The 13,442-nt window shown below is 66.4% G+C and carries 13 protein-coding genes; 7 read left to right on the top strand and 6 right to left on the bottom strand.

The features are described 5' to 3' along the window. Window positions 1-46: 46 nt before the first annotated feature. Genes ftsY through rpl18a form a run of 3 tightly spaced genes read right to left on the bottom strand, consistent with a single transcriptional unit; the run spans window position 47 to window position 1,798 of the window. Window positions 47-1,165: a signal recognition particle-docking protein FtsY gene (gene ftsY / locus AArcSl_RS09180; protein ID WP_119818041.1), complete on the bottom strand. Its 1,119-nt coding sequence runs from the start codon at window positions 1,163-1,165 to the stop codon at window positions 47-49. 4 nt (window positions 1,166-1,169) lie between these two features. Next, on the bottom strand, window positions 1,170-1,622 hold the full coding sequence (gene pfdA / locus AArcSl_RS09175; RefSeq protein WP_119818038.1) for a prefoldin subunit alpha: 453 nt from the start codon (window positions 1,620-1,622) through the stop codon (window positions 1,170-1,172). Beyond that, window positions 1,622-1,798: a 50S ribosomal protein L18Ae gene (gene rpl18a, locus AArcSl_RS09170; RefSeq protein ID WP_119818035.1), complete on the bottom strand. Its 177-nt coding sequence runs from the start codon at window positions 1,796-1,798 to the stop codon at window positions 1,622-1,624. Before rpl18a ends, pfdA begins: the two co-directional genes overlap by 1 nt. A gap of 101 nt (window positions 1,799-1,899) precedes the next feature. Here rpl18a and AArcSl_RS09165 point away from each other — a divergent pair, with 101 nt between their 5' ends. The 5 genes from AArcSl_RS09165 (at window position 1,900) to AArcSl_RS09145 (ending at window position 8,454) form a co-directional block, all read left to right on the top strand. Further along, the gene (locus AArcSl_RS09165; protein WP_119818032.1) at window positions 1,900-2,889 is read left to right on the top strand and encodes a tyrosine--tRNA ligase; all 990 of its coding nucleotides are present in this window, start codon (window positions 1,900-1,902) and stop codon (window positions 2,887-2,889) included. Window positions 2,890-2,953: 64 nt separating this feature from the next. After that, the gene (locus tag AArcSl_RS09160; RefSeq protein ID WP_119818029.1) at window positions 2,954-4,186 is read left to right on the top strand and encodes a digeranylgeranylglycerophospholipid reductase; all 1,233 of its coding nucleotides are present in this window, start codon (window positions 2,954-2,956) and stop codon (window positions 4,184-4,186) included. Window positions 4,187-4,293: 107 nt separating this feature from the next. Beyond that, complete coding sequence (locus AArcSl_RS09155) at window positions 4,294-5,448, top strand: thiamine ABC transporter substrate-binding protein (RefSeq protein ID WP_119818026.1); 1,155 nt, start codon at window positions 4,294-4,296, stop codon at window positions 5,446-5,448. 28 nt (window positions 5,449-5,476) lie between these two features. Further along, complete coding sequence (locus AArcSl_RS09150; RefSeq protein WP_119818023.1) at window positions 5,477-7,324, top strand: ABC transporter permease; 1,848 nt, start codon at window positions 5,477-5,479, stop codon at window positions 7,322-7,324. Continuing rightward, on the top strand, window positions 7,324-8,454 hold the full coding sequence (locus tag AArcSl_RS09145; RefSeq protein ID WP_119818020.1) for an ABC transporter ATP-binding protein: 1,131 nt from the start codon (window positions 7,324-7,326) through the stop codon (window positions 8,452-8,454). Before AArcSl_RS09150 ends, AArcSl_RS09145 begins: the two co-directional genes overlap by 1 nt. A gap of 3 nt (window positions 8,455-8,457) precedes the next feature. On the opposite strand, the gene AArcSl_RS09140 is transcribed toward AArcSl_RS09145, so the two are convergent. Next, complete coding sequence (locus tag AArcSl_RS09140) at window positions 8,458-9,504, bottom strand: HEAT repeat domain-containing protein (RefSeq protein ID WP_119818018.1); 1,047 nt, start codon at window positions 9,502-9,504, stop codon at window positions 8,458-8,460. Between the two features lie 100 nt (window positions 9,505-9,604). Continuing rightward, window positions 9,605-9,853 carry a hypothetical protein gene (locus AArcSl_RS09135; RefSeq protein WP_119818015.1) on the bottom strand — a complete coding sequence of 83 codons (249 nt, stop codon included), beginning with the start codon at window positions 9,851-9,853 and terminating at the stop codon, window positions 9,605-9,607. Window positions 9,854-9,959: 106 nt separating this feature from the next. Here AArcSl_RS09135 and AArcSl_RS09130 point away from each other — a divergent pair, with 106 nt between their 5' ends. Continuing rightward, window positions 9,960-10,937: an NOG1 family protein gene (locus AArcSl_RS09130; RefSeq protein WP_119818012.1), complete on the top strand. Its 978-nt coding sequence runs from the start codon at window positions 9,960-9,962 to the stop codon at window positions 10,935-10,937. Between the two features lie 55 nt (window positions 10,938-10,992). Here AArcSl_RS09130 and AArcSl_RS09125 read toward each other — a convergent pair whose 3' ends face one another. Further along, the gene (locus tag AArcSl_RS09125; protein WP_119818009.1) at window positions 10,993-12,285 is read right to left on the bottom strand and encodes a TIGR00341 family protein; all 1,293 of its coding nucleotides are present in this window, start codon (window positions 12,283-12,285) and stop codon (window positions 10,993-10,995) included. Window positions 12,286-12,553: 268 nt separating this feature from the next. On the opposite strand from AArcSl_RS09125, the gene AArcSl_RS09120 reads away from it, so the two are divergent. Continuing rightward, window positions 12,554-13,435 (top strand): DUF7388 family protein, encoded by an 882-nt coding sequence (locus AArcSl_RS09120; protein WP_245883185.1) that lies wholly within the window; start codon window positions 12,554-12,556, stop codon window positions 13,433-13,435. Window positions 13,436-13,442: the final 7 nt, after the last annotated feature.

Raw genomic sequence — 13,442 nt, 5'->3', positions numbered from 1 at the left:
TCCTGGCAGCCGAAGGAACCGAACTCGACGTGGAACGCGGTGGATCCTACTCTCCGACCAGCCGATCCACGAGCTCTTCTGGATCGAACCGCTCGAGGTCGTCGTACTCCTGGCCGGTTCCCAGAAAGAGGATCGGCTTGCCGGTGACGTACGCGATCGAGATCGCCGCCCCGCCCGAGGAGTCGGCGTCGGCCTTCGTGAGGATCGTCCCGTCGATCTCGGCGGCCTCGTTGAACTGTTTCGCGCGCTGGACCGCGTCCTGTCCGGCGACCGCCTCGTCGACGAACAGCGTCAGGTCCGGGTCCACGACCCGATCGATCTTCTCCAGCTGTGACATCAGGTCGTCGCTGGTGTGGAGCCGTCCGGCGGTGTCGCCCAGCACGATGTCGACGTCGTTGGCTTTCGCGTACTCCACGCCGTCGTAGATGACCGCGGCGGGGTCGCCGCCCTGCTCGTGGCTGATCAGCTTCCGACCGAGCCGATCGGCGTGCTCGGATATCTGCTCGTTTGCACCCGCCCGATAGGTGTCGCCGTTGGCGAGCACCGACGAGTAGCCCCGGTCTGCGAGCCACTCCGAGAGCTTCGCGATGCTCGTGGTCTTTCCGACGCCGTTGACGCCGGTGAAGACGATCACTACCGGTGGTTCGGCCCCCTCGATCCGGCGCTGGAAGTCGAACTGCCCCACCGAGATGACGTCGAGCAGGGCGTCCTGCAGCGCCGATTCGACGAGTTCGCCGGTCGTCTCGACCTGCTTTCTCGTCTCGCCGAGCATGTTCTCCCGGACGTTCTCGAGGATCCGTTCCGCGACGCTCATCTCCACGTCGCTTTCCAGAAGCGCCATCTCGAGCTCCCACAGCGGCTCCTCGAGATCCTCCTCCTCGATGATGATCCGGCCGGTCGCGAACGCCTTCGCTCGTGCGAACGTGCCGGGGCCGTCGCTGTCCTCGTCGGCGTCACTCGCCTCCGACTCGGCGTCACTCGCCTCCGGATCGGCGCGTCCGGCCTCTGTGCTGTCGGCCGACTCCTCGGCCTCTACCTCCGCTTCCGTTTCGACGTCCGCTTCGACTCCCGCTTCGATATCCGCTTCAACTTCCCCTTCGACTTCGGCCGAGTCTTCGACGTCCTCGCGGAACCCGTTCAGCTTGTCTTTGAGTCCGTCGAACACGGCTCTACTCGTCCTGGCCTTCCTGCTGCATCTGCTGCATCTGCTGTTGTTGCATCTGCTGTTGCATCTGCTGGGCCTGCGCCTCGAGCCGTTCGCTCTCGCTTTCGAGTTCGCTGATCTGCTCGCGGACCTCCTCGATCTGGTCGTCGAGCGACTCCTTTTTCAGCTCCAGGGCGTCCGCTGCCTCCTCTTGGTCCTGTTCGAGCGCGTAGTCGGCGCCGATCTTGACGATGATCTCGTCGATGTCCTGGACCTCCGCCCGGACGTACGCGCCGCCGCCGAGGGGGACCTGCACCGTCGAGTCGCTCTCGAGCAGTTCGATCGCCTCCATCGCGTCGTCGATGTCGGCTTTCTCCTGGTTGATCCGTTCGATCTCGCCTTCGAGCTCCTCGATCTCCCCTTCGATCATCTGGAGCTCCTGGGAGAGCTGCTGGAGCTGCTGTTGTCCGCCACCCATCATTGTGCGCGCACCTCCTCGATTTCGACCTGCATGCGCTTGAGTCCGTGCTCGCTGCCGAACTGCGAGAACACGTGCTCGCGGGCGACCGACTCGTTTTCGGCGTCGATCGCTCGTTCGAACGCCTGTTTGTCCTCTCTCGTCTGGAACCGACCGCTCACGACGAATTGAGCCATGTCACTGAATCCGGGAGCGAGCGGGAAGTATCTTCCTAAAAGAACTGTCGCGTGCCGACGGCATCCAGAAGTCATATCCCGCCGCCCGCGGATTCGGGAGTATGGACGCCTACGAACTGCTCACCCGGAACGCCGACGAGGTGATCACCGAAGACGAGGTCGAAGCGCTGGCCGCGGATCCGGACGGAGCACGGGCGTACGTCGGGTACGAGCCGTCCGGCGTCCTCCATCTGGGCCACATGCTGACGGCCAACAAGCTGATCGACCTCCAGGAGGTCGGCATGGACGTGGTCGTGCTGCTGGCGGACGTCCACGCCTACCTCAACGGGAAGGGAACCTTCGAGGAGATCCGCGAGACCGCAGAGCGGATGCGCGAGCAGTTCCTCGCGTACGGACTCGACCCCGACACCACCGAATTCGTCTACGGGTCACAGTTCCAGCTCGACGAGGAGTACGTGCTCGATCTCCACGAACTCGAACTGTCGACGACGCTCAACCGAGCACAGCGGGCGATGGCCGAGCTGCAAAGCGGCGAGACCGCGAAGGTGAGCCACGTCGTCTACCCGCTGATGCAGGCGCTGGACATCGAGTACCTGGATCTGGATCTGGCGGTCGGCGGCATGGACCAGCGGAAGGTCCACATGCTCCACCGCGAGGAGATCGAGGATCTGGGCTACGAGGCGCGCCCCTGCTTGCACACGCCGATCATCGCCGACCTCGGGTCCGGCGTCGGGAAGATGTCCTCCTCGACGGGCGTGACGATCTCGATGGAGGATACCCGCGAGGAGATCGAGCGGAAGGTCAACGACGCCTTCTGTCCGCCGACGCGGGATCCCGACCCCGACGAGGTCGGCAACGAGCGGGAGAACCCCGTCCTCGAACTGTTCCAGTACCACGTGTTCCCCAGGTTCGAGTCGGTCGTCGTCGAACGCCCCGAGAAGTACGGGGGCGACCTCACCTACGACGCCTACGAGGACCTCGCGAGCGACCTGGAATCGGGCGAACTCCATCCAGCCGACGCGAAAGGCGCGCTTGCGGAGTATCTCGACCGGCTGATAGAGCCGGGGCGCGAGAAAATGACTGTCGGATGACACTATCGAGGATTCCCGTCGGGTTTCCCCGGGTTATTTTACGATCCTCACGTACTCACGCCTCATGCACGACGGGTACGACGTCGTAATCGCCGGGGCTGGTCCGGCCGGCGCACAGTGTGCGCGCGACCTCGCGAACCGGGGTTTCGACGTCGTCGTTCTGGAAACCGAGCCGGAGGATGGGTTCCCGCGACAGAGCAACAAGTCGACCGGGGGAACGTTCCCCTCGATGTTGACAGCGTTCGGGATTCCCGACGACGTGGTGATGCAGTTCACCGACACCGTCGTCATCGAATCCCCGAACGAGTATTTCATTCAAGAGCAGACGGGCGCGGTGCTGGAGTTCGCCGACTTCAAGCAGTTCCTCGTCGAGGACGGTCAAGAGGCCGGCGCGGAGTACCGGTTCGATGCCCGGGTGTCGGGTCCGGTTATGGAAGACGGCGAGATCGTCGGCGTCGAGTACAACGGCACCGAGACGGTGTACGGCGACGTCGTTATCGACGCGACCGGTCCGTCGGCCCCACTCGCGAAGGCGCTTGGGGTAAGCGACCTGCAGCGGGATCACCAGGCGATCGGCATCGAATACGAACTCGAAGGGCTTCAGCTCGGTCACGAGGGCTACGCCGACCTTCACGACGCGATGATGCTCCGTCTGGACCACGAGTACGCCCCGGGGGGCTACTCGTGGATCTTCCACACCGGCGAGAACACCGCGAAAGTCGGCGTCTGTTACATCCAAAACGAGAGCTACCAGCGGTACGGCGACGAGCGCCGCACAGTCGACGGCTACCTCCAGCACTGGATCGACACCGACCCCCGATTTGCTGACGCCGAGCCCATCGAAGGCAAACAGCATCGGGGGTCGGCGCATATCCAGTCACCCGGAGAGCTGAGCACGGACAACTTCATAGCGATCGGCGACACCGTCCCTTCAATCGACCCGCTGTGGGGGGAGGGTATCCACAAGGGGATGCGCTCGGCGCGGGCGGCCGCGATGACCGTCGATCACTGTCTCACCCCGGAAGAGCAGGACACCTCCGCGGAGAACATCTCCCTGTACGAAGAACTCTGGCACCGCGAGGTCGCCCCCCGGATGGACGCCCGCCTGCTGATGACCGAACTGATGTACTTCGCCCCGAACGAACGGTACGACACTCTCCTTCGGGATCTCGCCCACCTGGATCCCGACACGCTCGCGCTCGCCAACAGCGGCGACAAACGCGCGATTGCCAAGCTGCTGCACCTCCGGGACGTTCCCCTGCTGGCGTCGTTCGTCAGGAACCGGCTCCAGGACTGACGGAAGATCCGACAGACGCGACAGGTTCCGTGCCGACCGTCCTGCCGCCGCCCCCGAACGCGTCCCTGCCGCCGACCTTAAGTATAACCGGGTGAAATCACTGAGTGATGATCGGAACCGACGGAACACACACGACCGAGTCGTCGACGCGACGGCGGTTCCTCGCCACGGCGGGCGCGGCGGGGGCGACGGCGCTTCTGGCCGGCTGCAGCGCCGAACAGTCGAACGGCGGCGACACGCCGACAGAACCCGGCGACGGGACCGAGACGGAACCGGGTGCGACCGCCGGATCGGACGACCCGGACACGCTCGTAGTCGGCACCTACGACTCGTTCGTCGACGCGCCGAGCACGAGCCCCGGGGCGTGGATCAAGGAGACGTTCGAGTCGGAGTTCGACGCGACGCTGATCTGGCAGACTCCGCCGAACGACGTGAACTACTACATCGAGCGGGCCGATGCCGGCGTGGAAACCGAAGCGGACGTCTATGTGGGGTTGAACGCGGACGATCTGGTCCGGGTCGACGGCGCGCTCTCGGAGCCGCTGTTCGACGGGCCCGGCGACCTCGAGCGGCGCGACCGGATCCGCGACGGGCTGGAGTTCGATCCCGAGGGACGGGCGGTCCCGTACGACACCGGCTACATCAGCCTGGTGTACGACTCCACGGAGACCGAGGCCCCGGAGACGTTCGACGGTCTGCTCGAGGAGGACCACCGCGGGGAGCTGATCGCACAGAACCCGGGACAGTCGACGACCGGACGGGCGTTCCTGCTGCATACGGTTCACCGTTACGGCGACGACTATCTCGACTTCTGGGCGGACCTCCAGGAGAACGACGTCCGGGTGCTCGGCTCGTGGAACGACGCGTACTCGGCGTGGATGGGCGGGGAGGCGCCGATGGTGGTCTCCTACTCGACGGACCAGGTGTTCGCCAGCCAGGAGGGGGCCGACCTCGATCAACACCAGATCAGGTTCCTCGACGACGAGGGGTACGCCAACCCCGAGGGGATGGCGCGCTTTGCCGACGCCAACGCCCCCGACCTCGCACGGGAGTTCCTCGGGTTCATGCTCCGGCCCGGTGTCCAGGGGGAGATCGCCCAGCGGAACGTCCAGTTCCCGGCGACCGACGACGCCGAACTCCCCGAGGAGTACTCCCAGTACGCCCACGAGCCCCCGACACCGGTGACGTTCGGCTACGACGAACTCGCCGGGGGACTCGAGGAGTGGATCTCCGAGTGGGAACGCCAGTTCGCGGGCAACTGACTAGTCGGTCGACGGGAGTCGTTCTGACGTGACCGAGGAGACGTCGGCGCCGGCGTCGGACGACGCCGGAAGAGACACGGCGGACGACCCCGCAAGCGACACCGCGACCCGCCGGGCGTTCGCCGGGATCGAACGCTACGCGATCGGGCTGGGAGCCGCGGCGACGGGGTTGGTACTCGTCGCCGTCTTTTATTACCCGGTCGCCACCGTGTTTCGCGAGGCGTTCATCCCGGAGGGACTGCTCACCGGCTCCGTGTTCGTCTCGATCCTGACCGATCCCTTTTATATGGGAGAGCTGGGCCGACTCCTGTCGGGGGAGCCGCCCGGGGAGGTGCTGCGGCAGGTTGCGAGCCCGGATCGCCAGCTGGGCATACTCGGGTTCACGGCGTACCAGGCGGCGCTGTCGACCGTCGCCAGCGTCGCGCTCGGCGTGCCGGCGGCGTGGATCCTCGCGCGCTTCGAGTTCCGCGGCCGGGAGACGCTGCGCTCGCTCACGATCCTCCCGTTCGTGCTGCCGTCGATCATGGTCGCGGTCGGCTTCGTGGCGACGTTCGGCCGGGACGGCACACTCAACGCGATCCTGGGGACGGTGGGCCTCGGCCCCGTCGAGCTGATGTTCACGCTGGAGGCGATCGTTATCGCACACGCCTTTTATAATGCGCCGCTGGTTGCGCGGGTGGTCACCGCCGCCTGGGAGGCCGTCGACGCCCGGGCCGTCGAAACCGCCCGATCGCTGGGTGCGTCCCCCCACCGGGCGTTCCTGGACGTCGTCGCTCCGCAGCTGTATCCCGCCGTGTTGATGGGGGCGACGCTGACGTTCGTGTTCACGTTCGCGTCGTTTCCGATCGTGCTGGCGCTGGGCGGGTTCCAGCTGGCGACCGTCGAGGTGTTCGTCTACCGGCTGATCCGCGATCTCAACTACGCGGACGCCGCCGGGCTGGCGATCCTCGAGCTCGTCATCTCGCTGTCGCTCACCTACGCGTACCTCCGGTACGAGGCGGCAAACGCCGTCCGGCGCGGCGCAGCGGCCCCCGGACGGCGAAAGCTGCTCGTTCCCCGGAAGTGGACGCCGACTGCCCTCCTCGAACGGTTCGCGGTCGCCGGCTACGCCCTCGTCGCGGTGACGGTGTTCCTGCTGCCGCTCGCCAGCATGATCTGGGCGAGCCTCACCGGCCCCGGCGGGTTCACGCTGGACCACTACCGGTTCCTCCTGGAGCGGCAGGCCACGGGGGCGGCGTTTCAGGTGCAGCCGTGGCCTGCAGTCAGAAACTCGCTTGCGTTCGCGCTCGCGACCCTGTTCGTGGCGGTGCCGATGGGGCTGGCCGTCGCGGTCGCCACCACGCGCCGGTATCGCGGCCGGAAAGTCGTCGACGCGCTGGCGATGGCGCCGTTTGCGGTCTCGGGGATCATCGTCGGGCTCGGGCTGCTCCGGGGGCTGGTGTTCGGCGTCGAGATCGGCGGCTGGCGGATCACCGTCGCCGGCGCGGTCGCGATCGTCGCCGCCCACGCGGTAAGCGCCTATCCGTTCGTCACGCGAAACGTCGCCCCCGGGCTCGAGGGGCTGGATCCGGCGTTGACGGAGTCGGCGCGGGCGCTGGGCGCCTCCCGGGTTCGGGCGCTCGTGGACGTCGAACTGCCGCTCGTGTGGCCCGGCGTCGTCGCGGGCGCCGCCTTCGCGGTCGCGATCAGCATCGGCGAGTTCAACTCCACGATCGTCCTCGCGACCGGCACCGACAGCTACACGATGCCGGTCGCCGTCGAGCGGTATCTCGGGCGGAGACTCGGCCCGGCGACCGCCATGGGGGTCGTCCTGCTCGTGGTGACGAGCGCCAGTTTCATCGTCGTCGAACGGCTCGGGGGGTACGTACGACACTGATGGCTCGCGAACGGTCGCCCCGCGGAAACGGAGCGCACACGGACGGTGACGACCCCACGGCGGTCGAACTCGACGGCGTCACCCGGACGTACGGCGACACACATGCCCTCCGTGACGTCTCGCTTTCGGTCCACGAGGGGGAGTTTTTCACGCTCGTTGGGCCGTCCGGCTGTGGAAAGACCACGACGCTTCGCCTGATCGCGGGGTTCGAGTCACCCACCGAGGGAACGATCCGGATCGGCGGGACGGATGTGACCGGCGTCCCGCCCGAGTCGCGGGACATCGGCGTCGTGTTTCAAAACTACGCGCTGTTTCCCCACATGACCGTCGGCGAGAACGTCGGCTACGGACTCCGATTTGCGGATCCCCCCGACGGGAACTCCAGTGACGACCGCGTCGCGGAACTGCTCGAACTCGTCGACCTCCCCGGGATGCAGGGACGTACCCCGGAGTCGCTTTCGGGCGGACAGCAACAGCGCGTGGCGATCGCCCGCGCGCTCGCACCGGGGCCGGAGCTGCTGTTGCTCGACGAGCCGATGAGCGCACTCGACGCCCGGCTCCGCGAACGACTCCGCCTGCAAGTAAAGCGGATCCAGACCGAGCTGGGGATAACCACCGTTTACGTCACCCACGATCAGGAGGAGGCACTGTCGATTTCCGACCGGATGGCGGTGATGAACGACGGCCGGGTCGAACAGGTCGGGGAGCCGCGGAAGGTGTACCGCCGGCCGGCAACCCGGTTCGTCGCGGAGTTCGTCGGCGACAACAACGTCTTCACCGGCGAGATCGTGGGCGTCGACCCCGGAGACGAGAACGCGGACGCCGAACAGCTGATCGTCGATGTCGACGGAACCCAGTTTTCGATCGCGACCGACGGACGACAGGCGGTCGGTTCGGCGGCGACTGGATCGCAGGCAGTGTTCTGTGTCCGCCCGGAGGCGATGGTGCCGGACGCGGCCGAAAACCGTTTCGACGCGCGCGTCACTGGAACTGAGTTTCTGGGTGAGACCACCCGAATCCACCTGGAGTGGCAGGGACGGGAACTACTTTTAAGGACGGCGGAACCGCTGGACGGAGAAGTGACGTTCGGGTTCGAACCCGACGGGGCCCATCTCGTCGAAATCAGATGAGGTTCACCGGTAGCCGGCCAGTTCGCGGAGCAACGCGTTCTCCGCCTCGGCGACGGCGCCGTCTTTGAGTCCGAGATCCGCGTCGTCGGTCGCGTCCAGCGCCGACAGCGCGGTTTCCTTTTCGGGGACCACCGACGGATGTTCCCTGGCGAAGGCGACAAGCGCCACGTGGGCGTACGTCCTGACGTCGTCGTCGGGATCCGAGAGGGCCTCCACGAGCGCCATCGACGTCCGGGGGAACCGCTGGGGCGATTCTGCAAGCAGGTTTCCGGCCGCGATCGCGGCGCCGGTTCGGATCCGTTCGGAGTTGGCCCGAAGCGACGCCGCGATCGGTCGGTCGGCGTCGCCGATCGCGTCCGCCCTCGCGGGGCCGACCTCCGCGACGAGCGCAAGCGACGCCGCCTGCAGGTCCTCGTGATCGGAACCCAGCCGGCGAACCGCCGGTTTTAGCCCCTTTGCCGCCGCCTCCTCGTGGTCGGAGCCGAGTTGCGCGAGCGCCCGGATCCCGAAGAACGCGAGTTCCGGGTCCTGTGTTTCCGCGAACGCCGCGAGATCGTCGGCCCACACCTCGAACTCGCGGGAGCGGCGCTCGCCGAGCCACGCCAGCGTCTCGCCGGCCATCTGTCGGACGTCGGTGTCGCCCTCCGACGCCAGAACGAGCAGGTCGCCGATCCTGTCGCCGGCCGCAGCGGGGTCCCGATACACGAGTTCGTGGACGCGAACGACGTACTCCCTCGGAGTAAGCGACGGCTCGTCCGAGGCGGATTCGGCCCGGATTTCTTCGTCTCCCGTCCGGTCTTGGTCCGTCGTCTGATCCCGATCCGTCGTCCGTTTCCCGCCACCCGTTCGATACCGATCCGTAGCGCTGTCGCCGTCGGTCCCGCTTGCAGTCGTTCGAACGGGCACGGCGTCCGGATCGACGACCAGACCCTGGACCTGATCGAACGACGGGTGGCGGGGGTCTCCGCCGTCGGTTCGGTCGTGTCGGGCAGTCGATCCTTCCCTCTCTGGGTCCGGTCGCCCGTCCGGACCGTGTCCCGGTGCCGGCATTACGTGATCACACCCATCCTCTCGTCGAGATACTGCCGCTCATTGTTTAAAGGTTTGTCAGACGTTCTCGGGAACGATAATCCGGGCGGGGATTTCGACGTTACTCCCGGCGGCGGAACGAGACGACCGTCCCGACGACGTCCTGTCCATCGATCGTCTCTGTGGTCACGTTCAAGCCGAGCGTCTCCTCGGGATCGAGGACCTCGTGGGTGAGCGCCTCGAGATCGTCGGCGCTCGCATCGCCCTCGAGTACGACGATCCGCACGCGATCCCGATTGACGCTCACTTCGGCGACGTCGTAGCCGTTGGCCTCGAACGTCTCCCGCAACTCAGTCTGCAGTTCCGTCATACCTGGACTGACAGTCCCCGTGGACAAAAACCTCCGTGCTCGGGGTCGGGATGGTCAGAAGACCGAACGGACGGCCTTATACGGCCAGGTGGCGAAGAGACGGGAAATGATATTCGAGGACCTCCCGACGACGCCGCGAGCGGAGGAACTCATCGACAAGGCGTTCTCCCGGGCGGCGCGGGCCGGCCGCGCGAAGGGCGGCCTGGAGGCCCAGCAGTCGATGCTCACGACGGCGGGGAACATCCTCTCGGACAACCTCGAGAACGTCGTCACCGACTGGCCCGACTTCGAGCACGAGGTCGATCCGTTCTACCGCGAACTCGCCGACGCGATCGTCGGCGTCGACGAACTCCGCCAGTCGCTGTCGCGGATCACCTGGGCGAGCCGACAGGTGGGATCGATCCGCAACGAGTACCAGTCGAAGCTTCGAAAGACCGACGTCGACACCGCGCGAAAGCACCGCAAGCAGGCGTTCGCCCGAATGGCAGACGTGGTGCGACAGATCGAGGAAGATCTCAAAATGGTGGGAGAGGCCCGTGACGCGCTGAAGAACCTCCCGGATGTCCGGACCGACGAGCCCGCGATCGTCGTCGCCGGCTACCCGAACGTCGGCAAGTCCTCGTTCGTCAACGACGTCACGCGCGCCTCCAACGAGATCGCGCGGTACCCCTTCACGACGAAGGGCGTCCAGCTGGGGCACTTCACGCGAGACCACATCAGATACCAGATCGTCGACACGCCGGGGCTGCTCGACCGTCCCGAGGAGGAACGGAACGAGATCGAACAGCAGGCGGTCAGCGCGCTGGAACATCTCGCCGACGTCGTGGTGTTCCTCGTGGACGCGAGCGGGTCGTGTGGCTACCCCCTGGAATCGCAGCTCGCGCTCCGTGACGAACTCGAGGATCGCTTTTCCCGGCGGGGGATCGAGCTGCTCACGGTGTGTAACAAAAGCGACCGGTCGACCGACGTCGAGGCGGACGCGTACATGAGCCTCGAGACGGGCGAGAACGTCGATCGAGTGCTGGAGATGGCCGTCGAGGCCATCGAGTTCGAGGGCGAACTCCCGCCGTCGCGTCAGGAGTAACACGCGGCATCAGGAGTACCGTTCACCTCGACGGCCGAAGCCCACAGTCAGACTGTCAGGTCGTTTCTCGCAGGACATACCGCACCTCGACGGTGACGTCAGTACCTGTCACCGCCTCGATGCGGGCATCGAGCCGTTCGGCCAGCGGATCGGGAGGATCGCCGGGCGGATAGCCGACCGTGACCACGACACGTTCGGTCGTTTGTGGCGGAATCGTCCCGGTCCGTCGGATGTCGAGCTCCACGAGCGACAGGGAGTCGTCGACTGCGGCGAGTTCGTCTGCAACCCCGTCCCGGATCTCCTGTTCGGTCGTGGCTGCGACGTAGCCGTCGTAGGTGACACCGCCGAGGAACATTGATAGGACGGCGATCGCCACGGCGAGCATTGCAGCCCGTTTGAGCATCGCCGAGCGGGCCTGTTCCTCCCGGAACCAGCTTTTCGGGCGGTACCCTTCATACCACAGCACGAGCAGGGCGGCGAAGTTGATCGACAGCACGTTCACGAACACCAGGATCGTGGAACCGAACGCGAGTGACGGGTCCATGTAGGCGATCCCCAGCCCGGCGGTTGCGGCAGGCGGGATGAGCGCGACAGCGATCATCACGCCCACCAGCGCAGAGGAGACGCCGGTCGTCAGCGACAGGATCCCGGCGACGCCGGCTCCCAGTGCGACTGCCAGCGCGAGCACGTTCGGGGCGACCCGCTCTGCGACCTCCGAGAGTTCGAGCAGATCGATCCCCGGCGGGACCAGGTTGGTCGCCCGGAGAAAACTGGCGAACAGCGCGCTCGCGCCGATCGAAAGGCCGATCCCAAGCGCTTGCATGCGAACGCCCTGGCGGAACAGTTCCTGGTCGTCGACGACTGTGCCGATGCTGGCGGACATCGCCGGCCCGATCAGGGGGGCGATCACCATCGATCCTACGACCGTCGCCGGGGAGTCGAGCAGCAGCCCCGCCGTCGCGATCACCGCCGAAACGACCGTCATGATCACGTACGTCGGGGTCGAACGCGCCAGCTCTTCGGCCTTGGTCGTGAGTTCCTCCCGGGAGATCAGCTCTTCGCTGTGGTCCTCCTCTTCGGCGTATTTCTCGGAGAGTTCGTCGAAGTGCCGGGAGATGACCGTTTCGGCGCTGACGATGACCGTGTACGTCGACTCGTCGATTCCGACCTCGCGAAGCTGTTCGAGGACGTGTTCGACCGCCGACTTCGGCACCGGGAACGTAACGACCGAAGTGGCTTCCCGACTGCTCGTCTCGTCGGTCAACACGTAGTCGATTCCTTCCTCCTCGAGCGTATCGAGCACCGCCTGCTGTTTGCCCGATGGAATCGTGATCTGGACGAGTCGCACACCACCGGATTCGGCCGCCTTCCTATATAAACCCCGGTCGGCCGAACTGGTCGGCGAACGACAGCCGACGACCGCGGTGCGGCCAATACTGTCTCCCCCGACACGTTTATCCGGAACCATTCCAAATGCAGGTGTACATGGCCTCACAGGCGATTGATCGCGTTCCGCGACGGTAGAACCGAACTTTTCTCGATCAGTGTATCGTGCGTTCGTCGGGCTGCAAGCGGCAGCCGACATCGGAGAAGGCGACTACAGGAGGGAATTTCACATGAGTGACGAAAAGCGCCGCCGCGAGAAGGCGACAGACGACAGCGCCGTTCCAGACGGCGGCGCTGCCACGACCGGCTCCGGCGGGACGTCCGCCACGGGACAGTCGACGGCTCCGGCTGTCGTCCGCGCGGATCTCGACGCCGTAGCCCTCAAACCGACCGAATGTGACGTCCGCCGCGGGTTGGACGTTCCGCTGGGGCAGGTGATGATCGACTACGAGGGTCTCGGGGAGGCGCCGGAGCTGTCGGCACTGTCGGCGCTCGCAAAAGAAAAGGACGTGAGAGTCACGACCCCAGTGCGCGCCGACGGGTACGACCCGCTGGGCGACAACAGCCGGATCGCTGCGCTCCCGTCCGGCGTCGGACGCGTGATCGTGGCCGGACATCCCGCGTACCTCTCCGAGGAGGAGACACGTCGCGCCGTCGCGCCGCGGTTCGACGCGGCGAAAACGGAAGCCCCCGACGCGTGGATCGGCACGGAGGGCGTCGAACGGCTCGCGCTCGCCGCCGGCGGGACCCAGTACGAACTGCTCTCGGAGTCGACCGAGCGCGACATCCGGGCGCTCCATGCGGCGGGGTTCGACGGTGAAATCGCGGTGTACGCGCCGACCGTGCTGACCGACCACGAGGACGAGGTCCTCGACGCCGTCGGGGCGTACGCCGCCCGACGGAAACCCGTCTCCCGGGCGCTTCCCGACGGCGCGTCGACGGACTCGTCGGCGACGGGCCGGGCACGCGAGGTGCTGTCGGCCGCGGTGCGGGACTACGCACTCGTCGGCGATCCCGAGACGGTCAGCGATCGGGTCGGTGCGCTCCGGGCGGCCGGCGCCGACGTCGTCGTCGGCTATCCCGCACGCGACGTCGACGAGTTCTGTCGGTGACGGGGGA

It is taken from the genome of Halalkaliarchaeum desulfuricum (assembly GCF_002952775.1).
Lineage (GTDB): Archaea > Halobacteriota > Halobacteria > Halobacteriales > Haloferacaceae > Halalkaliarchaeum > Halalkaliarchaeum desulfuricum.
Note: the sequence above shows the minus strand (reverse complement) of the source record. Positions and strands in the feature narration are given on the sequence as shown.